This is a genomic window from Vibrio sp. R-1, from assembly GCF_035615595.1.
Taxonomy (GTDB): domain Bacteria; phylum Pseudomonadota; class Gammaproteobacteria; order Enterobacterales; family Vibrionaceae; genus Vibrio; species Vibrio cholerae.
The window spans coordinates 1-24,378 of the sequence record NZ_WPDC01000040.1; the positions used below are offsets into that span (position 1 = coordinate 1).

At 48.3% G+C, this 24,378-nt stretch carries 20 protein-coding genes, 1 tRNA gene and 1 pseudogene; 8 read left to right on the forward strand and 14 right to left on the reverse strand.

Translation table 11 applies throughout. The features are described 5' to 3' along the window. A pseudogene (locus GOU96_RS10245) lies at positions 1 to 1,024 on the reverse strand (hypothetical protein); the annotation flags it as partial. 334 nt (positions 1,025 to 1,358) lie between these two features. Between GOU96_RS10245 and GOU96_RS10250 the strand changes: the two are divergent. Then, the gene (locus GOU96_RS10250; protein WP_000410959.1) at positions 1,359 to 1,832 is read left to right on the forward strand and encodes an NYN domain-containing protein; all 474 of its coding nucleotides are present in this window, start codon (positions 1,359 to 1,361) and stop codon (positions 1,830 to 1,832) included. Here GOU96_RS10250 and GOU96_RS10255 read toward each other — a convergent pair. The 7 genes from GOU96_RS10255 to GOU96_RS10285 form a co-directional block, all read right to left on the reverse strand. Next, a complete protein-coding gene (locus GOU96_RS10255) occupies positions 1,824 to 2,027 on the reverse strand; it encodes a DUF2986 domain-containing protein (RefSeq protein WP_001080333.1) in 204 nt (67 codons plus the stop codon). The two genes, GOU96_RS10250 and GOU96_RS10255, sit on opposite strands and share 9 nt — an antisense overlap. A gap of 131 nt (positions 2,028 to 2,158) precedes the next feature. After that, positions 2,159 to 2,246 (reverse strand) — tRNA-Ser (locus GOU96_RS10260). A gap of 211 nt (positions 2,247 to 2,457) precedes the next feature. Continuing rightward, positions 2,458 to 5,508: an efflux RND transporter permease subunit VexD gene (vexD, locus tag GOU96_RS10265; protein WP_267781625.1), complete on the reverse strand. Its 3,051-nt coding sequence runs from the start codon at positions 5,506 to 5,508 to the stop codon at positions 2,458 to 2,460. Beyond that, positions 5,508 to 6,602: a multidrug efflux RND transporter periplasmic adaptor subunit VexC gene (gene vexC / locus GOU96_RS10270; protein ID WP_267781623.1), complete on the reverse strand. Its 1,095-nt coding sequence runs from the start codon at positions 6,600 to 6,602 to the stop codon at positions 5,508 to 5,510. Before vexC ends, vexD begins: the two co-directional genes overlap by 1 nt. A gap of 219 nt (positions 6,603 to 6,821) precedes the next feature. Further along, entirely contained in the window at positions 6,822 to 7,400 is a 579-nt protein-coding gene (locus tag GOU96_RS10275) for a PqiC family protein (RefSeq protein WP_000860458.1), read from the reverse strand. Further along, positions 7,397 to 9,025 carry an intermembrane transport protein PqiB gene (gene pqiB / locus GOU96_RS10280; protein ID WP_095466770.1) on the reverse strand — a complete coding sequence of 543 codons (1,629 nt, stop codon included), beginning with the start codon at positions 9,023 to 9,025 and terminating at the stop codon, positions 7,397 to 7,399. Before pqiB ends, GOU96_RS10275 begins: the two co-directional genes overlap by 4 nt. A gap of 14 nt (positions 9,026 to 9,039) precedes the next feature. Then, positions 9,040 to 10,332 carry a paraquat-inducible protein A gene (locus GOU96_RS10285; protein WP_185841848.1) on the reverse strand — a complete coding sequence of 431 codons (1,293 nt, stop codon included), beginning with the start codon at positions 10,330 to 10,332 and terminating at the stop codon, positions 9,040 to 9,042. Positions 10,333 to 10,589: 257 nt separating this feature from the next. Here GOU96_RS10285 and GOU96_RS10290 point away from each other — a divergent pair, with 257 nt between their 5' ends. Continuing rightward, positions 10,590 to 12,269, forward strand: coding sequence for a mechanosensitive ion channel family protein (locus tag GOU96_RS10290; protein WP_025987812.1), 1,680 nt, complete (start codon positions 10,590 to 10,592; stop codon positions 12,267 to 12,269). 15 nt (positions 12,270 to 12,284) lie between these two features. Here GOU96_RS10290 and GOU96_RS10295 read toward each other — a convergent pair whose 3' ends face one another. Genes GOU96_RS10295 through GOU96_RS10305 form a run of 3 tightly spaced genes read right to left on the reverse strand, consistent with a single transcriptional unit; the run spans position 12,285 to position 15,367 of the window. Then, positions 12,285 to 13,406: a DUF4056 domain-containing protein gene (locus GOU96_RS10295; protein WP_019829810.1), complete on the reverse strand. Its 1,122-nt coding sequence runs from the start codon at positions 13,404 to 13,406 to the stop codon at positions 12,285 to 12,287. A gap of 10 nt (positions 13,407 to 13,416) precedes the next feature. After that, complete coding sequence (locus GOU96_RS10300) at positions 13,417 to 14,529, reverse strand: BamA/TamA family outer membrane protein (protein WP_267781619.1); 1,113 nt, start codon at positions 14,527 to 14,529, stop codon at positions 13,417 to 13,419. Positions 14,530 to 14,542: 13 nt separating this feature from the next. Then, on the reverse strand, positions 14,543 to 15,367 hold the full coding sequence (locus tag GOU96_RS10305) for a hypothetical protein (protein ID WP_019829812.1): 825 nt from the start codon (positions 15,365 to 15,367) through the stop codon (positions 14,543 to 14,545). A gap of 226 nt (positions 15,368 to 15,593) precedes the next feature. Here GOU96_RS10305 and breR point away from each other — a divergent pair, with 226 nt between their 5' ends. Continuing rightward, entirely contained in the window at positions 15,594 to 16,223 is a 630-nt protein-coding gene (gene breR, locus GOU96_RS10310; protein WP_175248047.1) for a bile response transcriptional repressor BreR, read from the forward strand. A gap of 32 nt (positions 16,224 to 16,255) precedes the next feature. Further along, the gene (locus GOU96_RS10315) at positions 16,256 to 17,707 is read left to right on the forward strand and encodes an NAD-dependent succinate-semialdehyde dehydrogenase (protein ID WP_175248048.1); all 1,452 of its coding nucleotides are present in this window, start codon (positions 16,256 to 16,258) and stop codon (positions 17,705 to 17,707) included. Here the strand turns inward: GOU96_RS10315 and GOU96_RS10320 are convergent. After that, positions 17,688 to 17,969, reverse strand: a complete 282-nt coding sequence (locus GOU96_RS10320; RefSeq protein ID WP_001259523.1) for a YnjH family protein — start codon at positions 17,967 to 17,969, stop codon at positions 17,688 to 17,690. The genes GOU96_RS10315 and GOU96_RS10320 overlap by 20 nt on opposite strands. 44 nt (positions 17,970 to 18,013) lie before the next feature. Continuing rightward, positions 18,014 to 18,925, reverse strand: coding sequence for a 1-aminocyclopropane-1-carboxylate deaminase/D-cysteine desulfhydrase (locus GOU96_RS10325; RefSeq protein ID WP_069648134.1), 912 nt, complete (start codon positions 18,923 to 18,925; stop codon positions 18,014 to 18,016). Between the two features lie 94 nt (positions 18,926 to 19,019). Between GOU96_RS10325 and GOU96_RS10330 the strand changes: the two genes are divergently transcribed. From GOU96_RS10330 to fabV, 4 genes are all read left to right on the forward strand, one after another. Then, complete coding sequence (locus GOU96_RS10330; RefSeq protein ID WP_000145594.1) at positions 19,020 to 19,190, forward strand: hypothetical protein; 171 nt, start codon at positions 19,020 to 19,022, stop codon at positions 19,188 to 19,190. Between the two features lie 267 nt (positions 19,191 to 19,457). Further along, positions 19,458 to 20,084, forward strand: coding sequence for a TetR/AcrR family transcriptional regulator (locus tag GOU96_RS10335; protein WP_042987754.1), 627 nt, complete (start codon positions 19,458 to 19,460; stop codon positions 20,082 to 20,084). Positions 20,085 to 20,139: 55 nt separating this feature from the next. Beyond that, a complete protein-coding gene (locus GOU96_RS10340) occupies positions 20,140 to 22,422 on the forward strand; it encodes an acyl-CoA dehydrogenase (protein WP_101410430.1) in 2,283 nt (760 codons plus the stop codon). A 198-nt stretch (positions 22,423 to 22,620) separates the two neighbouring features. Then, positions 22,621 to 23,826, forward strand: coding sequence for an enoyl-ACP reductase FabV (gene fabV / locus GOU96_RS10345; protein WP_108347824.1), 1,206 nt, complete (start codon positions 22,621 to 22,623; stop codon positions 23,824 to 23,826). Between the two features lie 303 nt (positions 23,827 to 24,129). On the opposite strand, the gene infA is transcribed toward fabV, so the two are convergent. Further along, the gene (gene infA, locus GOU96_RS10350; RefSeq protein ID WP_001040192.1) at positions 24,130 to 24,348 is read right to left on the reverse strand and encodes a translation initiation factor IF-1; all 219 of its coding nucleotides are present in this window, start codon (positions 24,346 to 24,348) and stop codon (positions 24,130 to 24,132) included. Positions 24,349 to 24,378: the final 30 nt, after the last annotated feature.

Genomic DNA, 24,378 nt, shown 5'->3' on the forward strand with positions numbered 1-24,378 from the left:
CCAGAGAGGCGTAATCAGACTTCAACTGCAATAATAAATCGAAGGAGTCCGGGAGTGGTTGACCATGGATGGTACGATAGCGCTCGGCAATTCGTTCCCCTTGCTGGGGGCTCAGAAACATTCGTTTTTTCGCCGCCTCTAACGTTTCCCAATTTACCTCTCCCCTAGCAAGCCTAGCCTTGGCACGAGCGGTTTTGGCAAAAGCGTTGCGCTGCTGCTCATCCAGCCCCCTTGGCAGTAGGTTGGCCGCTTCCAGTAAAATGAGGTCCACCTCGGTGTCATAGCCGCTCTGGTAGGTATCGGGTCGGCCAAGAAATTCACTCTCATTCAACTTCAGTTTAAAATCGCCGCTGCGCTCCATCTTCTCCTGTTGGGCGGCGATACGTTCACTATCCAGCCTGCTGTGGTGTAGAGCGGTCTGCAGCAGAGCGTCACGGCCGATCAGGGCATAGGGTGTACCGTCCGCCCGCCGGCCAGTCAGCATGTTGCCGCCATCTATGATAGAGAAGGTAGGGATGAGTTCACGTCCCTGCGCCTCGGCGAAGCGATTGGCTTGGGAGAGTGTTGCGTCGTTGAGTCCCTGAGAGTCTTTTTCACCGAGGCTGTGATGACCCTCCTGCTCGGCTTGTGGGCTTTGATCGGTCAGAGCGGTGATGAAGGCGTGGTAGCTATCCTTGTCGGCTAGCGACGCCCGAGGGCGGAAGATGAGTGCGCCATCGCGCGACGGCCACATGTTGTCCTCAGTCCAAGTGTACATGTCGCTGTGGGTGTTGACCGAGAATCCCTGCTCTCTGCCAATCTGCTCCAGTTCGGCTACCAGTTCCGGTTCGATTTGAATGGGCAGGTGGAGCTGATTGATCTTGTTGCTCAAGTCGTCCTGTGTCAGCTGAAAAGTACGATCGAGGGCGGGGGAGTGCTGACCGTCGGTGAGCGATGGATCGTCGGGGAAGATCAAAGGTGCTGCCATGGCCGAGTGGAACCAGAAGAGGGTGGATATGGCAAGTGCCACGCTAGTTTTGCGCATGATTATTTCCTATTGTATGGCGGGAGAGACTCGCAAGTCTGAATATCAGCATGCAGCTCAGTGCCGCACACTTCGCGTGAAACCATAACCCGCTGAATAAACAAACATAAGTGCAAGCGAGAATTCTTTGCATTCATTTTGCAAACTTTACCAAGCTAAAACATTAGGCATACTGATAATTCGATCTCGTTTGTAGATGCAGTGCAGATTCGCTCCGCGAACCTAAGATCCTCAATCTTATGGCGACGGCTCCTAGTACATAAACCAGATTGCCGATAAACTTCCGCCAACTTTGAGCTTGGCTTTTGAATCAACACTCAATAAGTAGGAATCAATGGAAAAAATTGCCATTTTGGTCGATGTACAAAACGTGTATTACACCTGCCGCGAGCAATATGGCCGGCACTTTGATTACAATCAGTTTTGGTCGCAAGTGACGCAAAATCGTACGGTAGTGAAAGCCAATGCCTATGCGATTGCCAGCAAAGATCCGCAGCAGAGGCAATTTCATCATATTTTACGAGGGATTGGCTTTGAGGTGATGCTAAAACCTTTTATCCAGCGCAGTGATGGTAGCGCGAAAGGGGATTGGGATGTCGGGATTGCCCTTGATGGCTATGAATTAGCTCAGGAGGTAGACACCGTGGTGCTCGTTTCTGGGGATGGTGATTTTGAGCCTTTGGTGACCAGAATTGCGCAACGCTTTCAGGTTAAGGTGGAAGTGTATGGCGTGCCGAAACTGACCGCGCAACATTTAATCGATGTCGCCAGTCAATTTCACCCGATTGAGCACAATCTATTACTGTAATGCGCTATTGCTCAGCGAGGGCTCAGTAGGGTTTGCATCGCGGGTTCCAAGCTCGGGATTCGCTTCTTGTTCTGCCGCGAGTTTAGCCCGCTCCGCTTTAGAAATATAACGAGGCTTATTGCTCGGGTGTAATTTCGCATGTTGCTTTTTAAGGCGTTTTTGTAATGTCTGATTAATTTTCTTTTTACGGTTCATCGGGTTGTGCTCGAAACAGGATGATTAGGGAGTTTCCCTGCGATTGGGCACTGCCGCTGTGTTGGTACAATGCTCAGTCGTTCGGGTATAGATAGCAAAAAAGACGCCCTAAGGCGTCTTTTTCTTGAATGTGGCGGTGAGTGAGAGATTCGAACTCTCGATACGTTGCCGTATACACACTTTCCAGGCGTGCTCCTTCAGCCACTCGGACAACTCACCGAATCGTTAACCGCTTGGCTAACGAGGCGCTAATTTAATGATTCTACTGTGGATGGTCAAGCAGAAATCCGAAAAAAACTCGCGCATTGAGTGCGTTTGCTTACAAAGTAGCTGGAGTGGGCAAAATCACGACAATTGTGCTGGGTTTTCTCTAATAATAAGGCTCCTTGCGGAGCCTTATTGGTTCGGAAGGGGGAGATTAACCGCCTGATTATACTTTGGCGACTTTCACTCTAAACAGCACGGCATAGAAGAGCGGGATCACGACTAAGGTCAGAATGGTGGCAAACAGCAAACCAAACATAATGGTGACCGCCATACTCTTAAAGAATGGGTCTACGAGCAGTGGAGCCACACCTAAAATCGTGGTGAATGCGCCTAGCAGAACTGGGCGTGCACGGCTCACCGCCGCGTCAATGATCGCGAAGTAAGCTTGTTTACCTTCGCGAATTTCCGCATCCGCTTGGTCAACCAAGACAATCGCGTTTTTCACCATCATACCAATCAAGCTTAGGAAACCGAGGATCGCCATAAACTCGAACGGAGTTTGAAAGGCGATAAGGCCAATGGTGACACCCACAACAGCAAAGGGTGCGGTCATCCAGATCACAAGTGGCTGACGCAGTGCGTTAAACATAAACACCACCGCGAGAATCATCGCCGCGAAGCCGTAAGGCGCGGAGAGCGCCAAACCTTCATTGGCGTCTTTCGAGGCTTTGTATTCACCGTACCAAATCAGCTCATAGCCAGCAGGTAGTTCAATCTGCTCGATTTTTTCGCGCACATTATTGAACGCATCACCGGTCATCACTCCGGGCGCTGGGTCAGCTTGTACCAAGATGGTCGGCATGCGGTTAATACGGCGCAGTAAGGCATCTTGATAGACAGTATCGACCGAATCTACTAGTTGGCTCACCGGAACGTAGCGCCCCGTTTGCGCGCTGAACACTTCACTGTTTTCAATCGCGCGTTCGTGATTGCGTTCACTTTCTGGTGCACGCACCATCAGCGGGATCAAGTCATTGCCTTCGCGATACACTCCAACATTACGGCCATTGAGCGTTTGCGCGATCGCGGCGCTGATTTCTTGTGTGGTTAAGCCAAGGCGCTGTGCTTCTTGCGCGGAATACACGGGTTGCAATACCGGCACTTGTTGACGCCAGTCATCTTGCACCGCGATCAAGTTCGGGTCGTTATGCATGATGGCTTTGGCTTGTTCAGCCAATTGGCGCAGCACATGGCTGTCTGGGCCTTTGAAACCGGCTTCAATTTTCTTGCCGCCGCCGCGACCGAGCATAAACTTCCACACCTTGATTGAGGCATCTGGGTATTTGGCATCCAGCTCATTTTGCAGCTCGCCTACTAATGGGGCAATTTTGGTGTAGTCATCAATATCAATCAGCAATTGGCCGTAACTTGGGTTACGCGCCTCGGGTGAGTAGGTCAGCATAAAACGTAGACCACCACCGCCGATGAAACTGGTGATATTGGTAATCCCCTCTTTTTGCGCCACGTCTTTCTCAATGTTGGCGACAACCTGTTCGGTACGGCGAATATCCGATCCTTGTGGCAAGTACACATCCACCACAAATTGCGGGCGTTGCGACTCTGGCATAAAGCCTGGCGGAATAAACTGAGCACCCCACACCGCAGCCACCAAGGTGCCAAGCAGCATCGCACAACTGACCACGCGGTGGCTTAACACCCATTGCAGAACAGCTTTATAACCCGTTACCAATTTAGACGGTTTCGCCTCTTTGGTTGCAGGTTTAACACGTAAAAAGTCATGGCACAGCATGGGGGTGACGGTTACTGCAAACACCCAACTCAAAAACATCGAGTAGAGGATCACCCAAAACAGCGAGCCAGCGTATTCGCCCATATCCGAAGGGGAGAGGCCAATCGCGCTGAAGGCAAAAATGCCCACCACCGTGCCGCCTAGCAGTGGCCATTTAGTGGCATTAACCACTTCAGAGACCACTTGCTGTTTATCGGCGTTCGGATCTTGTTGAAAACGCACGAGTACACCATCGGTAACCACAATCGCGTTATCCACCAACATGCCGAGGGCGATGATGAGCGCGCCGAGCGAAATCCGCTGCATGGCGATGTCATCAATCAGCATCACACATAAGGTACCGGCAACAGTAAGCAGCAAAACAAAACCGATAATGACGCCTGAGCGTACGCCCATGAACAGCAGGAGCACGACAAACACGATGGCGACAGCGGCAATCAGGTTATCGATAAAATTGGCCACCGAAGCGCGCACCGAGTCAGACTGCATTGAAATCACATGCAGATCCATGCCCAGTGGACGCTGGCTTTCAAGTTCAGCCAAGCGTGCTTTGACGGCATCGCCCATCTCCACCACGTTACCGCCGGTGACATTCGAGATACCAAAACCAATCGCACGCTGACCGTTATAGCGCATCAGCATCGATGCGGGTTCGGTGTAGCCACGGCTGATGTTGGCAATATCACCTAGGCGTACCACCGCATTGTTGCTACCGACCGCCACTTGCAAATTAGTGAGGTCAGCCAAGGAGCTGATGTTGGATTTAGGGATCACCGGAATGCGCATCTGCTGTGCATCGACGCTGCCTGCAACGGTGACTAGGCTCTGCTTTTGTAGCACTTGCAGCACGCGTTCAACCGAAAGGCCAAATTCCGCCATGCGTTCGCTGGACATCTCGATAAAGATCGCTTCTTGCTGCTCAGCCAATGTGGCGGCTTTGGCCACACCCGGCACCAAAACCAGTTCACGGCGCAGGGTATCAACGTAGTCTTGCAGCTGTTTGTCGCTAAAGCCTTCCCCAGTTACCGCATAAAACAGCGCGTACACGTCAGAGAAGTCATCGTTAACGATTGAAGCGCCCGCACCGGGAGGCAGTTGGCGCTGCGCATCCGCGACTTTGCGGCGTAATTTGTCCCATACCTGCTGCAACTGCGCGGAGGATTTGGCAAATTCGAGTTTGATTTCTACCGTCACTTCAGAGCGGCCTTGCATCGAAACCGATTTGACTTCTTTTAGCTCTTGCAGAGCTTGCACCGCACCTTCAATGACATCGGTCACTTCATCTGCGACCTCTTGCGCGGTGGCACCCGGATAAGGCGTCACAATCACCGCTTGGCGAATGACAAACTCAGGATCTTCAAAGCGACCCAATTTGAGGTAGCTGATGTAGCCGCCAATCAAGGTTAGGGCTATCAGCACCCAAACGCTGGTGCGTTTGGCAAGGGTATAACGTGCAATATCCATTATTGGGCTCCGTTGTTATCCGTGTAGGGACGAACGGTCATGCCTTCGCGTACACTCGAAACACCGGCGATAATAACCTGCTCACCCGGTTTGAGATGCTGAGTGATCACCACGCGATCTTTGTAGGTGGTGCCAATGTCGACGTAACGTTTTTCCGCTTGGTCTTGCGCATTGACCACCCACACAAATTGTTTGCCTTGGTTATCTGGAACTAGGGCGGTGAGTGGTAGGGTGATGAGCGTGTTTTCAGCGGTTGGATTGTCGGCAACTGGCAGTACTTTGGCTGACATGCCGGGCATTACGCGAAAGCCTTTCAAATCCTCAAAACCAAGCACTACAGAGTAAGTTTGTGAATCCGAACTTGGCTGAGTAGAGTAGGTACGCAGCTTTAAATCAAATTGCTGATTGGGAATCGCGCTTAACTCGGCGATCGCGCGGGTATTGCGCACACCTGAGAGCATGACACGATGCGGGATCTCAATCGCCACTTCCAAATCATTCAGATCTTGCAAAATCATGATCACTTGATTGGCTTGCACTTGAGCAAAATTCTCGATGGTTTTTTCACTGATGACGCCATCAAACGGGGCGGTGATTTGGGTGTACTCCAGTTTGCGTTTGGCCTCTTCCACACGGTTTTTGGCAAGGTCGTAGCGATTGGTGACTTTATCCAGCTCGGCTTTAGAAATGGCTTGGGTTTTCTCAAAAATGGCTTTGGCGCGGCTGTACTCTTGTTCTGTATTTTTCAGTTCAAGTTGCGCCGCTTCTAGCGCGGTTTTGGCATCGCGCGAGTCGAGGCTTGCCAGCAATTGGCCTTTTTTCACTTGGTCGCCTTCTTTTACTGCGATATCCGTTAAGCGGCCACTGATGCGAAAGGCGAGATCAGCGCGCTGGGCGGCGCGCACTACGCCATTAAACGTGAGGTCGGAAGCACGTTGACTCGCGACAATCTCGGTTAATGCGGGTTTGACCACGGGAGCGGGGGCTGTGACTTGCGGCGCTTTACCGCAGCCAGCCAGCAATAAGGACGAGGCGATCACCGCACTAAGCAATGAGCGTTTCGTGGCCGTTGAACGAGTAAAAGAAGAAATCATAGTGTGTTGCTCCTCAATTTCACAATTGGGAAGGGGGAGTCTGTAAGAATCCCCATGCCTTTAGACGTTTTTTCCTGCCGATCACTTCAAATCGGTAGGAGCCGTGACCATCAAGTGGTTAACATTTTGCGCATCATACCTTGAGTAATGACAAAAAGTAAACTCATGGGTGTACATTTGTGTTGGGCTTTTTATTCTATCGATAACCTGATTGTTTGCTCAGCGAGTTACCAATTGGGTTTCGATCTGAGTTGAAAGTTGATCTATACCCGCAGAGAGCGCTTCAACCAGAGCGGGGTAACCCGTATCTTTGAGCGGCACCTGAAAACTGAACTCTTGGTTTAACATGCTTTCTCCTTTCGGGTTGAGCAGTTCCCAACTGCCAGCCACTTCGGCATTGCCCGTGTAGACACCATTAAATCGCTGCAATCTCACCTGCAGTTTCCAGTGTTCTTGCTGGATGGATGAGGCATTCAAAGGCGCAGGCCAGTAGCGAGATTGCTTATGTCGCAGATCATTGGTGATACGCTGTGTCAGTTGTGGGCTAAGTCGCTGCGCCCACTGGTTTTGTCTGGCTTGGATCACTTGCGTTTCCGACTGACGATAAACAACCCCTTGAGTATCCAGATAAGCCGCTAATTCCACTGGTTGAACCACCAGCAAAGGCAATCCCTTTGGTTGGGTTAGCTCACTGAGCTCGGGGTTATTCGGCAGTAAATAGAAGCTGACTTTAGGCTGCGGAGTTCCTCCGCAGCCTAGCAGCAGTGTGGTTAACATCATTAATAACCATGTTTTCATTCTTGCTTTCCTTTCGCGGGAATTGGATCTGCTGTATTACTTTCACCAAAAATCAACGCATTGGGTTTTTCATTAATGGTGCGCAGCACGGGTTTAAATTCGGCCATCACCTGGTTGAGCTCTCTTAACGTGGTTTCAAGCTCACGATACACCGTCGACTCAGGACCAAAACCACCTAGGGTCGTTTCCAGTTGCTTTAGGCTCGCTTGAATATCCGCTGGCAGATTTTGTGTCTCTTGTTTTTTGAGAATGCGTTCTGCTGAAGCCAACAGCGCTTCTGAGGTTTTTAACGTGCTGTTGAGTGATGCCAAAGTATCATCCATAGGCAATCCGTTGAGCTTTCTCAGGAGTTCGGTGACTTGTTTTTGCACTTCTGCAAATCCGCCTTGTTTGGTGGGGAATAGGGGATACCCATCGAAGTGTTTCAAGCCATCTATTTTTTCTTCTGGGTAATAATCGGTATCAATGTACAAAGCGCCAGTCACTAAGTTGCCGGTTTTTAACGAGGCTTTGAGCCCTTTGAAAAACTCCTGTTGCATACGTGATTTCAAGGCGGGGAGATCGGCTTTATTAAAATTATCGTACAAACGACCCAGCTCAATTCGCACTAGGACGGGGATACGATTAGTACTGATATCAATGTTTGAGGTACGAGTACGCAGAGGGACTTTGCTTACCGTACCGATACGTAGACCACGATATTCGACCGGAGCGGAAGGTTTGAGCCCGCGTACCGATTCATCAAACATCATCACAAACTCGATGTAGTCATCAAACATGCCTTCGCGGATCTGTTTTACATCATCAAACAAGCGAAACTCGGTCAGCTGCTGAGTAATCGGTTGACCAGAATCCTCTTCTTGTAACTGGCCAAAAGTGACACCGCCTTTGAGTAAGCTTTCTATCGAGCCTAAGCTGAACTCGAGGCCTTCGGCATTAAGTTGAAGGTTGATACCAGAATTGAGCCAGAAGAAGGAGCGTGTATTCACCAATTTATCGTAAGGGGCAAAGATAAAGAGTTGGTACTGAGCCTTTTTGCTTTCCACATCAAACTGGGCACTCTCTACTCGGCCGACGGTGAATCCTTCATACATGACTGGATCGCCCACGTTGAGTTTTCCGGCTTCTTTATTCGTGAGCACTAAACGCAACCCTTTAGCATCAGGCGGTGCAATCGGTGGTAAGTCCATGACCTTAAAATGGTCTTGAGCACTCGAAGCGGTTCCCGGTTGGAGCTGAATATAAGCGCCAGAAAGTAAGGTATCGAGACCAGAAATGCCTTCTCGGCCAATGCGAGGTTTTACTACCCAAAAGAGCGTATCTTCGCGCAACATGCGATCGGCATCTTTGCTCATTTGCGCCGTTGCCACAATGTGATCGTAATCTTCGCTGAGTTTTATCTCAGTTATTACCCCAACATTGACATTAAGGGCTTTAATTTGGGTTTTCCCTACTTCGAGCCCATCAGCTGTGGGCAAGATGAGCGTTATCTTGGGACCCGTGCTATTGACGTACTGAAATAACATCCATAACCCCATCGCAAGAGCCAGAATAGGAATGATCCAAATTGCAGAGAGCTGCTTTTGCGCACTCACTTCAGCGTTAACTTGAGGTTCATCACTCATAGAAGTTTCTCAATTCATTGTTGTTGGTGGGATACGGGTGGCTCTTGCCACAAGATTCGCGAGTCAAAAACCATAGCGGAGAGCATGGTTAAAATGACTACCACTGCAAAAGAGAGCGCTGCCGGGCCGGGATAAATCGCCATCAGATTATGCAACTGTACTAAAGACACCAAAATAGCCACGACGAAGATATCAATCATTGACCAGCGGCCAATGATTTCGGTTACGCGATACACTTTGAGACGTTTTAGATTCTGCTGCTCTGGAAATACATTGAGTTTTCCGGCCTGCCAGTAGAGCCAACCGAGTGCAAACATTTTGGCCATGGGGATAAAAATACTGGCTAAGAAAATCACCATCGCCACCGGATAAGAGCCGAGGTGCCACAGAAGGATCACCCCTTGCATAATGGTTGAGCCTTCTGATTTTCCGAGGCTCACGGTATACATCATTGGATAAAGATTCGCTGGAATGTAAAAAATGATGGCAGCCAGTAACAGTGCCCAAGCCCACTGCAAATTCAACTGTGGATGATAAGCGTGTAAACGACTACCACAGCGTAAACAAGTGGGCTTTTTTTGATCTGGCCTGAGCAAGTTAATCTGTTGACAGGTGTGGCAACTGACCGAGTTGTGTGTGCAATGAGTTTGCCCAGCGTTGACTCCTTGGGGAGTTTGGGCGGGAATAAAGTGTTGCCACAACCAATAGCGATCGACTAGCGAAACGGTTTTCACAACCAACATGGCAAAAAAGCAAAATGCCCAAAAGGAGTAGCCCATCGCTACCTCAGCTAGTGAGGCTATTTTTATAAGGCTGACTAATACGCCAATTAAAAAGACATCGACCATTAACCACGGCTGAACTGTGAGTAATGTTTTGCACAATAGCTTCGCGCGCTGGATCTCGGATGAAGAAAGTTGTCGTTGTGTGCTTTGCGCGGCTTTAAAAGAGACAAAAAGAAGTATGGTGATGTAGAGCGCCGGAAAAAGGATAACGGTGGTAAAGAGTAAAATGGCTAATAAAACGTTTTGAAATTCACCGAGCATTTTGGCTGCATTTAACAGCGTAATTTCTTGGGTCATTCCTTGCACGCTAAATGACATAAAAGGAAACGTCAGGCTGAGCACCAATAAAATCAGGCAACTGATGGTTAATGCGACAGCGGTTTGGTAAGGTTTTTGAGGTGTTTGGGTGAGCGTATGCCCGCAACGAGGACACTGCGCAGTTTGTGCTTGGCTTAAAAGTGGTACGTTGGTTATTAGCCCACACTCGTCACAACCAATCAAATGATTCTTTAGTTTGTCCATAGTCATTGGTTTTATTTATCGTTAGTGGGTTGGAATCATTCCACGAGGATTGATAACAAGCCGATGTTAAAGGTTGAGAGCTTGTAATATTTGGGATTTATCGCAGCCTTATTGTAGCGACTTATTCGCATGACTAAAGAAAAGTTTTTAATTTTCAGCTAGATTACCGCTAGCAAAATTTGATGAGGTTAGGTTTAACAATGATAACCAAAAAGTGTAGATACGCGATGAAACCACGTTGGAGCTGGGTAGCATTATTGCTTCTGATGGCAACCAGTGCTTTCGCGAGTGACACGTCGCAAGAGAATACCCAAATCGAGACTACTACTGAGATAACGACTACGGCAGAGTCGCCCTCTGAGCTTGAAAATGAGATTGATCAGATAAAGCAATATATCAGTGAGTTGTCGGTGACGCTAAAGCAAGCAACAGGCGATGTACGTGATGCTTTGCAACTTCAGCTGTTTCAAAAAAATGCCGAGTTAAGAAAGAGCCTTTCCAAAGCGGTGGAAGAAAAAACAATTGCCAAAGAAAAGCTCGTCGAGCTGGTGAATATCCAACAACGGTATACCGAAGAGGCGAATCACTACATTTCCGAACGGTTGAATTCGTTGGATGATAGTCTCGGCAAGGCATCCCATGAAGAGAAACTCTCTTATATCACTACCTATCGGGAGTTACAGCAATATCTGGACGTGACTTACCATTCCAGCGCAGAAAATATTGGTTGGCTCAGTAGTTTGGATATTGATACCCGTGACGTTGAGAAGACATTAAGAGAGCGAATCAATCAACGCTTACGTGTACTGTCGGCTTCATTAGAGTATCTAAAGCAACAAATCAGTGTGATCAATAACCAGATCAAATCAAGCCCAGAGTCTGAAAAGGCCAACTTACAATTGGCACTCCTTTTTACTCAGCAGCGGCTGGATATTGTCACCAAAAGCCTACGTTCAGTGGTGGGGATTGCCGATCAATTTGAGATAGAAACCGCCGACTATAAGCGACAGATTTTCCAAGTGACGGGCAGTATTACTCAGGATTTGTTGAACACTCAGGTGGTATTTTCAATTGTTCGTCACTGGTCAAATTCGCTGGTCAACTGGCTGGCAAGTAATGCGGTTCAACACCTATTCCAACTCTTTATCTTTTTATTGATTCTACTGGCGGCGAAGGGCGGAGCGAAAGTGACTCGCACTGTAGTACGTTCTGCTGTGAACTCGAAAAACATCCGTATCTCTCATTTGATGCAGGATTTCTTTGTTTCTATGTCCGGCAAAGTAGTGTGGGTTATCGGGATTTTGGTCGGCTTATCGCAGATTGGTCTCAATCTCGCGCCAGTATTAACCGGTTTTGGTATTGCAGGGGTGATCATTGGTTTCGCGTTGCAAGATACTTTGTCTAACTTCGCCGCAGGCATGATGTTACTGATTTACCGACCATTTGATGTGGGGGATTTTGTGCATGCGGGAGGTGTGGATGGCAAAGTGAGCCACATGAGTTTGGTCAATACAACGATTCGTACGTTCGATAACCAGATCATTATTGTGCCCAATAGCAAAATTTGGGGGGATGTGATCAAAAACGTTACCCATGAACGGATCCGACGAGTCGATATGGTGTTTGGCATTGGGTATAGCGATGATTTGCTTAAAGCAGAAGCAGTACTGACAGATATCGTAAAGTCGCATCCCGCAGTGCTAAAAACACCTGAGCCGAATATCAAAGTGCATACGCTTAACACCTCATCGATTGACTTTATTGTGCGTCCTTGGGTGAAAACCGACGATTACTGGGATGTGTATTGGGATGTCACTAAAGAAGTTAAGCTGCGCTTTGACCGGGAAGGTATTTCTATTCCTTTCCCACAACAAGATGTGCATTTGCATCTGGTGGATCAAAAAGCCTTTATCCCACCTACACAGCCCACTTCTTAGTGTTGGTAAGTGTGACTATTTTGTTTGGCAGAGCGATGTTGTCGCTCTGCCATTAGGTTCAACGGAGGGCGAGATCTTTAAAGGATGAGCATTAGTATCTTGGCATTTAGCAAACAGTGCGAAGAGATGGAACTGTTTCGCTGTCCAGATATCCGGCATATCTACAGTTTTTAATAAAGGATTGAAATAACTATCCTGCTGATCAGAAATTAACCTTAATTCGACCCAATCTTCAATTCGTTCGTCGTTATGGAAACTCTCCTCCAATGATAGAACGTGATCAGCCGTGGGTTCATTGGGTAACAGTGCATAAGCCAAATGATAGTCTCTTTTGAGTAATAGCCATTTATCTGGTAGACGGCGTTGGCTGTCCCACCAAATACCTTCGAGCTGCTGGATTTTTTGTTGAGTCACACTGCTAGGTTGTGCTTTTAATTTCCGAAGCTCATCTTCAAAAAGATGAGCAAAAATTTTTTCAAACTCCTGTTTGTTGGCGTCTGGATTAGCCAGCAGTACGTCACGCGCCAAGTTTGCCCCGAGCATATTGGAATAAAGGTCTTCGGGTGAAAAAGCGGAGGCCTGCTCATGAAACCCACTGACATAGGTTAGGCCAAACCACTGAGCAATTTCATGCCACTGGGCCAGTTGAAATGCGATGAAAGCCGCTGCTTGAGCACTACGTATTACCCTTTCTTTGGGGTCTAGAGAGACAGATTGGTTTTTCCAATGTATTTGGCGTGAACGTAACTCAGTGGGTAAGGTGATCTGAGCTTCATGACCTAGCTGGGCCAAGTTTAATTTAAACAAGTAATAGGTGAAATCTGCGGTGTCTCTGACGTGTGCAGTATCAATAAATCCAGCTCGTTTGGTAAAAATCAGGCCATTATGTTCCTCGCTTAAGCCTAATAAGCTGGTTGATAAAGATTGATCTCCTTGGTTGTAGTGATGGCCCCCAAGCGCATCAACATCGATAACGTTATCCACAGAGAAAAAGGGAACAGGAATACCGGCGACTTGTGCGTGGAGATTGTAACCAAAGGCACAACATGGGCGAAGCCCTATAGGTGGAGTGGGTATGGCTTGTACAGGTTGAAGTATGGCTAATAGAAAACACAGTAGAGTAGCGATGAATCTCATCTCTTTTTCCTCAAAATGCTTCGTTTATCTGAAAATAAAATCCGTTGTTTTGCTTACCTACACCTAAATCAATGCGCACATTGATTCTTGCTTTAAAGGCAAAGCGGTAACCGACACCAAGAGTTGGCAGCCATTCACTCTCCGCTAAGTCAGCAAATTGTGAAGCTGTGCTGCCACTACCTAACCACGCCACCATGCCGTGTCTTGCGTTAAAGCTATGACGAATTTCAAATTGTGCGGTAGCGAAGTGTTTGTCACGATATTGGCCTTGGTAATAGCCTCGCATTCTTTGATCATCGCCGAGCATTGCGTGGTCGAACCAAGGTACTTCACCAGTGAAAGATTGATTAAACCATTCCATCGCAAAGATAGTTTGAGGCGTTAATCGCTGATAATGGCGTAAGTTAAACACCCATTGTTGATAGTCAAAATCGCTACCATAGCGGTCTCGATAATCACTCCATTCAAGATTGATATAGCTTCCTGACTGCGGGTTGGGTTCAAAGTCTCGGCTGTCATATTCAAGCCCAATTAAGCTTCCACTACTTACCCCAGGCTTAAGCTCCGCAGCCGCATCCCCCTTTTTTTTCACTGCAATCGCACGATAACTCTGCCATTGCCAGCCAACCTTAAGGTAAGTGCTTGGAAACAGCTCATAAGCCAGCGATGGGTTAAACTGCAACCTTTTCGCGTCATAGTGTGTTTTATTGGATTCCTGTTCCGTAGCCTTGGCACCAATACCCCAATAGTCACTCGGCGCATGGCTAATCCAACCATCGATGAGCATTCTCCATTGATCGTTATTGAGATAAGTACGATTTACTAGGCCTAAACCGTAAGAACCTGAAGTTGACGTGTAGGAGGTGATGGTCACGGTTGAAAATGGATGCCCCTCTTGCCACGTTGGTGGCGCATAGAGCCCCACTGCCGCGATGCCAATGCCTAGGCCTTGCTCAGGATTAACAAATGGTCCAGGGAGTATCCCCAAATCAATAGTTTTACTCACATCGACCGTTTCAGTTGCCCCCAGTTTTTCGAGCACTTTATCCAATACATTATCTGATGCTTCGGCTAACAGTGAAAAACCTAAGGTGATTAGAAAAATCAGAGTATTTGTTTTCATCGCAGATGACTGATTAAAAACGTCTATCGAGAGAGAAAAATAGACTTTGGCGATCGCCAAAACCGAACTCGCCGAGCAAATACCAACTGTCATTGAGTTGATACTGCATCCCAACCAGCGGATTCCATGACGTTTGCAAATGTTGTTTCACTTCAAAACCCGCATCTTTAGGGAGTAAAGCGGTGAGTGAGCCCGGAAGGCCAAGATCCGATAGGGAACCTTGTAAAGTTTGTTCGACATCTTGATACATAGCTCCCACCCAAAGTCGCAATGGATGGCCATGACGATGGAAGTCGTAACCGATTCGCGGAGAAATCACTATGGCTTCAATACTGCCATCGATGACCGTGAGACGGCTTTCGGTTAGGCTAGCATCGACCAAGGCAAACCAGTTCTGATAACCGCCAACCAGTACACCACCGACCCCTGTGGTGTAACCATCAAGGTCGAGACGAAAATTGTTGATGGTGTGCTGTGCCCCTAAAAACTTCATATTCACATCTGTCGTGGAGTAACCGTCTAGCTTGCCGACTAAACCATACAGATTAAGAAAGGGGAATAGCCACACGTCGGCGCGCAGAGTCAACACTTTGGTATATTGTCTACCTGGATCCGCTTGTAATTGCAGTGGCAATTTACCCAGGCCTTGGATAGCGATTGAATCGACGTTGATCCCTTGTTCCATCGTCATGTAACTGAGATTAAAGCCAATCGGTTTGGGTAATTCATAACCGAGAGCTTCGGCTTTTTCTTTCCAAATCGGCAGTGAAAACTCACTGGCCCAAGTGGTGAATGGAAAACAGAAAACGGTGAGTGTCAGTAGTGTTCGTAATATCATTCAGAGTGCTCAGCAGTGTTATCGTATCCAGATACTTGGGGAGCAATGAATCTGTTTGATTGATGGCAGATTTCCCCTAATGGTTTCTGATCCCTGAATGCCATTTTGAGGCGATAATACCTTTATTTTTAGCACAAAGTAAACTCATGGGTGTACTTTTTTGTGCGTCGGACTTATAGTGATAGCGGATGATATTGATAACCGATGAAATTGAGGAAATCGTGGTATGAAACTCAGTGAGCAAAAACGGTTGGCGCTGATTGAAGCAGCAAAAGAAGAGTTTACCCAGTTTGGATTCCATGCAGCGAATATGGATCGCGTTTGTGAACGGGCAGGTACCTCAAAACGCACCTTGTATCGCCACTTTACCAGTAAAGAGTTGCTTTTTATTGAAGTGATCAATCTTCTGGTGGCACAGCCGCACAAGGTTGGTTTTGAGTATCAATCTACCCGTTCTCTTGCGGATCAGTTGCACGACTACTTTGCGGCAAAAATTGACCTACTGTATCGAACGATTGGCCTTGATGTGCTGCGGATGATTGTGGGGGAATTTGTGCGCGATCCAGCCTTAACGCAGAAATATCTCGCGTTGATGGGGACTCAAGATACGGCGCTGACTGCGTGGCTGCAAGCTGCCATTAAGGATGGAAAACTGATTGAGAAAGATGTAGCTCCCATGGCGACAACCTTGATGAATCTCTTTCATGGTCAGTTTTTATGGCCACAGTTGCTGGCCGCGGTGGAGCTGCCTGATGCCAAACAGCAGCAAATCATGATGGATGAAATCATTCGTGTGTTTGTGCTGAGCTACGGTGTATTCTCTCCAAGTCATTTGAGTATAGAACTAAAGCCTTAGAGGCTAATGGATCACTGATGAGGAGTCTTGCCATGTTACCGACCGATTTTCCATTTTTTCACCAAAGCGCCTTTATTAATGGGCAGTGGATTTTAGGTGAGCCACAGGCAAGGCAAACGGTAACCAATCCGTTTGATGGCTCCCTCATTGGCTCTGTTCCTTTATTGAGTGCGGTTCAGGTGCAAGAAGCGATTGCAGGTGCGCAGGCGGCGCAAATTTTATGGCGCCAGCAACCCGCTGAAAATAAAGCCAAAATTTTGCGCCGTTGGTATGAGCTTATTGAACAGCATCATGCATCATTGGCGAAGTTATTAACCATTGAGCAAGGTAAACCGCTGGCGGAAGCCCAAGGGGAAATTCACTACGCCGCGAGCTTTGTGGAATGGTACGCTGAAGAAGCCAAACGCGCTTATGGCGAGCTGATCCCATCCCATAAACCTGATGCGCGAATTATGGTTTCACGTCAGCCTGTTGGCGTTGTTGCCGCGATTACGCCTTGGAATTTCCCCGCCGCCATGATTACCCGTAAATGTGCCCCTGCCTTTGCAGCTGGTTGCGCTGTGGTGTTAAAACCAGCGCCGGATACGCCGTTCACGGCTTTAGCTTTGGCCGATCTTGCGCAGCAAGCGGGAATCCCTGATGGTTTATTGCAGGTGGTGACGGGCGATGCGATTGAAATCGGGCGTGTACTGACGGAAAGCAAAACGGTACGCAAACTCTCATTTACTGGCTCAACCGGGGTTGGCAAGCTTTTGATGGCACAATCGGCCAATAACGTGAAAAAACTCTCGCTTGAGCTGGGAGGAAATGCGCCGTTTATTGTGTTCGAAGATGCGGACATTAATGCCGCGATTGATGGTGTGATGGTGGCGAAATTTCGTAATGCTGGACAAACTTGCGTGTGCGCTAACCGGATTTATGTGCATGACGCGGTATACGATCAATTTGCTGCCAAGTTGGTGGATCGGGTCAGCAGACTCAACGTCGGTTATGGTTTGGATGCCGGTGTAAACATCGGTCCGCTGATCAATGATGCCGCGGTTGCTAAAGTCACATCACATATAGTGGATGCCCAAAGCAAAGGTGCGAAAGTGATGTTTGGTGCGCTGCCTGAAGCGGGCAGCCGTTTATTCCAGCCACACGTGTTAACCGAAGTGACCGACGAAATGCGCGTTGCTGACGAAGAAACCTTCGGCCCCTTGGCCGCACTGTTTCGTTTTAGCTCTGAGCAAGAAGTGATCGAGCGAGCCAATGCGACCGATTCGGGTTTGGCCGCTTATTGTTATACCCAATCTTTGCGCCGTGCATGGCACATGAGTGAAGCACTCGAAGCGGGGATTGTCGGCATCAACGAAGGGTTGATTTCCACCACGTTAGCGCCTTTTGGTGGCATCAAAGAGTCGGGCCTTGGTAGAGAAGGGGCGAAACACGGCCTTGAAGAGTACCTTGAAGTCAAATATACCCTTATGGGTGGACTAGCTTAGGTTTCGGTGTTTGATTGCTCTGCCCGTTCAGAGGTAACCATTTCAGCGGGCCATTGGTTTCAAAATCATTGGCGCGCTGACAAGAGAGATACACTTCACCGACTAATATCACGGCGCCTTCTGAATAAGCCTGATCTTGGTAATAGCAGACCCGTTTAGCAATATCATCGCCGATCACGATCGGCAGTTTCGCTGGCGTCGGTGCCGCATGCAACGCGACACTGTAACTTAATGTCACGACTACCCCAATCAAAGTACGCATTGAACACTCTCCATCCTCTGGTTATACCCAAACTACCTGCAGCTTCAAGTAGGAAGGGTATATTCGCTAAACTGCCGCTGATAACGCGGCAACATACTTTCATTTCCCAGTAAACCGCCTTGGTGTAGATAAAGCAAGTTTCGGTCTGGGTTCTCGGCACGCCAAGCTGATAATAAACGCCACATCAGCGGGTCGTATAACAGATCAAATTCAATATGAGTTTGTGCCAGTAACGCTTGCCATAGCTGATAATCCTCTGGATAAAGATGACCGAAATAGTGCTTAGTCGTAGAGGTCAGAACCGTCGGGTGAGAGGTTTCACCGAGCATTAAAAACTGCTCACGTAAGTAGGATTCGTCACCCACACAAGGGCAGGTAATGACTTCAACACCGTGAGGTTGCAAATATTTGTGTAAGTAGAGCGCCGTGGTTCCGGTGCCGGAAGGCAGGGCGACCACCCAATCTGGCTGGGTTTGGTGGCGGATCCATTCCAACATTTCCAGCGCCAACTGTTTGATCCCCGGCTCAGCAAAGGGGCTGCGCGCACCTTCCTCAATCACCAAACAATCGGTATTGGGCATACGTTGTTGCTGAATAAATTCTCGTGGATGTTTAGCCCCTAGTGAGCGCGTTTCAATAATGGTCGCTCCCAATTCCAGCGCACCACGGTAGTTACCGATTGGATAACTTTTCAGCCACGCGGGAATATGGTCAACGTAAAACTCCAAGCGCCAACCGCGCAGTTTAGCGAGTGCTGCAAAAGAGTAGAGCGAGTTAGCTTGTGCCGAACCATAGCTGATTAAGGTGGTGATGCCGGGAAAATCCCCTTCAAGCAACGCCATCAATTTGCGGGCTTTGTTACCACTGAAATGTGGATGAAGTTTGTCATCCCGTTTGAGGTAAAAGGTTTGCCCTGCAAAACGGTGTTCAGTGATAGGTGATTGAGTGATCAGCATAAGAAAATCGAGCTCTGAATGGGGTCGCACATTATACGCAGTTCGATCGCCACGACTAGGGTTTGGATCAAACTCTCTCCGAGTGACCACCCTTATGACTGGCGGCCTAACCACTTATCGCCGTGCTCTAAGTCCTGAATTTTTGACTGAAAAATCGCCGATTAACCGACTTGAGCAAAATAAACCAGATAAAAAAACGCCCAAAACAATCTGGTTTTGGGCGTACACAAGTATAGGAGTTAATAAAAAGGAAAAAGCAGCGTAATTGGTGACAGCGGGTCGAGAACCAAATTTGACGGCCAGTAAAACTCTCAAAGCTCTGTCAATCACGTCTATTCAGACTGGGCGTTTGGCAAAGAGTTCCAAAAGTTCGCAAATTATTTTTAAATTTTTTTGTGGACGACTTTTCATCGTGTTGCAAGCACTTAGCTGCATCTGGTCAGACCATGGCGAGAAAATGTGATGTTAATCGCTTGTTAATCAAATGTAGCGAGAGTATATTTCAAACAGTTGTTTGATACGAGTGATTGAAATGGCATTACGCAGTAGTACTAAGGAAAAAATATTGGATGTAGCAGAAGGGCTGTTTGCGGAATACGGCTTCAATGATACCTCTTTGCGCACGATCACCAGTAAAGCGGGGGTGAACCTTGCGTCGGTCAACTACCATTTTGGTGATAAAAAAACCTTAGTTCGAGCGGTACTCAATCGTTATCTCGAAGCTTTCATGCCGGAGATGAAACAGTCGCTTGAGCGGCTTAACGAGCGGGACGATTACGATATGGCTGAAGTTTTTGAAGCGCTACGTGCTCCCTTGCGTTCGTTAAGCGAATTGCGCCCCAATGGCACCAGCCGTTTTATGCTGCTGATTGGCCGGGGTTATACCGATGTGCAGGGCCATCTCCGTTGGTTTATTACCAATCGCTATAATGATGTGCTAACCCTATTTACCGATTCCGTGCTTAAGGCGAACCCCAACTTGACTCGCGAAACCTTGTTTTGGCGGTTGCATTTCACCTTAGGTACCTGCGTCTTTACCATGGCGTCGAGTCAAGCGTTGGCAGAGATTGCAGAAAATGATTTTGGAAGCAAAGTTGATGCTAAGTCTGTGGTCGATCAACTGATTCCATACCTCGCGGCCGGTGTGGCGGCGAAATAACTAACCGATTCATAACAAAAATAACAGTGTAACCAGTGAACAAAAGGATCTGAATATGAGCTCTCTACGCAGAAAATGGATCAGCGATCCCGCTTTCAAAATGTTTAAGAAAGTGCTTCCTCCTCTGTCACAAACCGAGAAAGAAGCGATGGAAGCGGGCAGTGTATGGTGGGATGGTGAACTGTTCTCTGGTAAGCCTGATTTCACCAAGCTGCACCATTATCCGAAACCGACCTTGTCAGCGGAGGAGCAATCTTTCATCGACAACGAGTTGGAAACTCTGCTCGCTATGTTGGATGACTACAAGATAGTCAAACAAGATCGCGATCTCCCCAAAGAGGTGTGGGACTACCTACGTAAAGAGCGTTTCTTCTCGCTGATTATTTCCAAAGAGTATGGTGGCCGTGAGTTCTCGGCTCTGGCGAACTCGACCATAGTGTCACGCATTGCTACGCGCAGCATCAGTACTGCAGTGACGGTCATGGTACCGAACTCATTGGGCCCTGGTGAGCTGTTGTCACACTACGGCACCCAAGAGCAGAAAGATTACTGGCTGCCACGTTTGGCCGATGGCACCGATATTCCTTGCTTTGCATTGACAGGGCCGGAAGCGGGGTCGGATGCCGGCAGTATTCCTGATCAAGGCGTGGTCTGCTACGGCAAGCATGAAGGCAAAGACGTGCTGGGCATCCGTTTAAGCTGGAACAAGCGTTACATCACGCTGGCACCGGTGGCGACTGTGCTGGGCCTTGCTTTCAAACTGAGCGACCCAGAGCATCTGCTTGGCGATAAAGAAGAGATTGGTATTACTTGTGCGCTGATCCCTGCTGCCCATGAAGGCGTAGAGATTGGCGAACGCCACGATCCACTAGGTTTGGCCTTTATGAACGGCCCAACCCGCGGTCAAGATGTGTTTATCCCAATGGATTGGCTGATTGGTGGGGCGGATTACGCAGGTAAAGGCTGGCGCATGTTGGTGGAGTGTCTCTCGGCAGGACGTGGGATCTCCCTACCTGCATTGGGTACCGCGATTGGCCATCTCACCGCTCGTACCACAGGCGCATATGGCTATGTGCGTAAGCAGTTTGGGATGTCGATTGGTAAATTTGAAGGAGTGGCGGAAGCCATGGGACGTATCGGCGGTTTAACCTACTTGCTGGAAGCGACCCGTACTTTGACCACCACCTCTTTGGATCTCAAAGAGAAACCGGGAATTGTTACGGCAATTGCCAAATACCACATGACGGAAATCGCGCGCACCATTTTGAATGATGCGATGGATATCCATTCTGGTCGTGCTATCCAAGATGGACCAATGAACTATCTGGCGACGCACTATCTCGGCGTACCCGTGGCAATCACGGTTGAAGGGGCGAACATTTTGACGCGTAACCTGATGATCTTCGGTCAAGGTGCGACTCGTTGCCATCCTTATGTTCTCAAAGAGATGGAAGCGGCGGCCAACCCAGATCAACAAGAAGGGGCGAAAGCGTTTGATGAACTGCTGTTCAAGCACATTGCCCACGCAACCAAAAACAGCTTTGGTGCTCTGTTTGCTGCACTGACGGGTTCACGCTTTATTAAAGCGAACATGAGTGGCCCCACACAAGACTACTATAAGCAGATGACTCGCCTGAGCCGCGCTTTAGCGGTGAGTGCGGATGTGGCAATGCTCACCTTGGGTGGCGAGCTCAAACGTAAAGAGATGATTTCAGCACGCTTAGGCGATGCACTGAGCTATCTGTACATGGGCTCGGCGGTACTGAAAAAGTATGAGGACGAAGGCCGCCATCAAGCGGATTTAGATTACGTACACTATGCGATGCAGTACTGTTTGCATCACGCAGCGAAATCGCTTAACCAAGCGTATCGTAACTACCCTGTGACTGGGGTCGGAGCCATCTTGAAAGGGCTGCTGTTCCCGCTAGGCAACCACTTTGCACCACCGAGTGATGAGTTAGCGGTCAAACTCGCAGAAAGTCTGATGACCCCAGGAGCGCATCGTGATCGTTTAACCGCGCTGTGCTACATAGGTAAAGATGAAGATGATAGCGTAGGCTTGATGGAAAAAGCGTTTTTGGCCATGTATAGCGTTAAAGGCTTAGAGCGTAAACTGCAACAAGGGGTGAAAGAGGGCAAAGTGGCGCGTAAAGGACTACTGGTTGATCGCCTGGCACAAGCAGAGCAAGCCGGTGTGCTGAGCGCAGATGAAGTGGCCTCGATACTGGCGGCAGAAAAACTGCGTAGCCGTGCGATTCAGGTCGATCATTTCAGCCATGATTTCTCGCAAATCCATACCCATCAGACCACCAAACCTAAGTTAAACAGTGTGGCGTAACAAATAAAATAGAGTATCGAGGGCTTCTCATCAGAAGCCCTCTTTATTTTTATTGATTGAGTTTTTTGTGAGCATAACGGGAAAAATCCCCCAATGAGTGCTCCAACCACTGGCCATTTTCGGCGAAATTGAGAGAAATTAGATGCGGTTTGTGTCTGAACCTTTTATCCTAGCGACGATTTTTTAAGGAAGTTGAATATGATCATCAAACCTAAAATTCGTGGATTTATCTGTACAACAACGCACCCAGTGGGTTGTGAAGCGAACGTAAAAGAACAAATTGCCTACACAAAAGCACAAGGTCCGATCAAAAACGCACCTAAGCGCGTGTTGGTTGTCGGATCGTCTAGCGGCTATGGTCTGTCATCACGCATCGCTGCGGCGTTTGGCGGTGGTGCGGCGACGATCGGCGTATTTTTCGAAAAGCCGGGCACTGACAAAAAACCAGGTACTGCGGGTTTCTACAATGCAGCAGCGTTTGACAAGCTAGCGCACGAAGCGGGCTTGTACGCAAAAAGCCTGAACGGCGATGCGTTCTCGAACGAAGCGAAGCAAAAAGCGATTGAGCTGATTAAGCAAGACCTCGGCCAGATTGATTTGGTGGTTTACTCATTGGCTTCTCCAGTGCGTAAGATGCCAGACACGGGTGAGCTAGTGCGCTCTGCACTAAAACCGATCGGCGAAACGTACACCTCTACCGCGGTAGATACCAATAAAGATGTGATCATTGAAGCCAGTGTTGAACCTGCGACCGAGCAAGAAATCGCTGACACTGTCACCGTGATGGGCGGTCAAGATTGGGAACTGTGGATCCAAGCGCTGGAAGAGGCGGGTGTTCTTGCTGAAGGTTGCAAAACCGTCGCGTACAGCTACATCGGTACTGAATTGACTTGGCCAATCTACTGGGATGGCGCTCTAGGCCGTGCCAAGATGGACCTAGATCGCGCAGCGACAGCGCTGAACGAAAAGCTGGCAGCGAAAGGCGGTACCGCGAACGTTGCTGTCTTGAAATCTGTGGTGACTCAAGCAAGCTCTGCGATTCCTGTGATGCCGCTCTACATCGCGATGGTGTTCAAGAAGATGCGTGAACAGGGCGTGCATGAAGGCTGTATGGAGCAGATTTACCGCATGTTCAGTCAACGTCTGTACAAAGAAGATGGTTCAGCGCCGGAAGTGGATGATCACAATCGTCTGCGTTTGGATGACTGGGAACTGCGTGATGACATTCAGCAGCACTGCCGTGATCTGTGGCCACAAATCACCACAGAGAACCTGCGTGATCTGACCGATTACGACATGTACAAAGAAGAGTTCATCAAGCTGTTTGGCTTTGGCATTGAAGGCATTGATTACGATGCTGACGTCAACCCAGAAGTCGAGTTTGATGTGATTGATATCGAGTAAGAGAATTAACTCTTATCTTAAAAAGGCGCGTTATCGCGCCTTTTTTGTGTCCGGAGTACAGCATGAATACAGCAGGTTGCTACAGTGATAAAGAGCAGCGGCGCTATAGTTGAGCTTTATTCTTTGTTATACCCAAATCACTTGAAGTGGCAGCCAACACCGCGACTGCTTTAAGTAGGAAGGGTATATGGATTCTTGGTTGAACGCCGTCGATATTTTGCTAACGCATTGATTGATAAGTGCTGTAGCAAAACAAAAAGCGGAGCATAAGCTCCGCTTTTTGTTGCGTTCGGAAATCAGAGATTAACGAGCACGGAAGACGATGCGACCTTTAGACAAATCGTAAGGAGTCATCTCTACAGTGACTTTGTCACCAGTCAGAATGCGGATGTAGTTTTTGCGCATTTTTCCAGAGATGTGAGCTGTCACTACGTGACCATTTTCAAGCTCTACACGGAACATTGTGTTAGGAAGAGTATCAAGGACAGTGCCTTGCATCTCAATTACGTCTTCTTTAGCCATTTAATCCTCTTTAGAAATTTGGCGATCTTT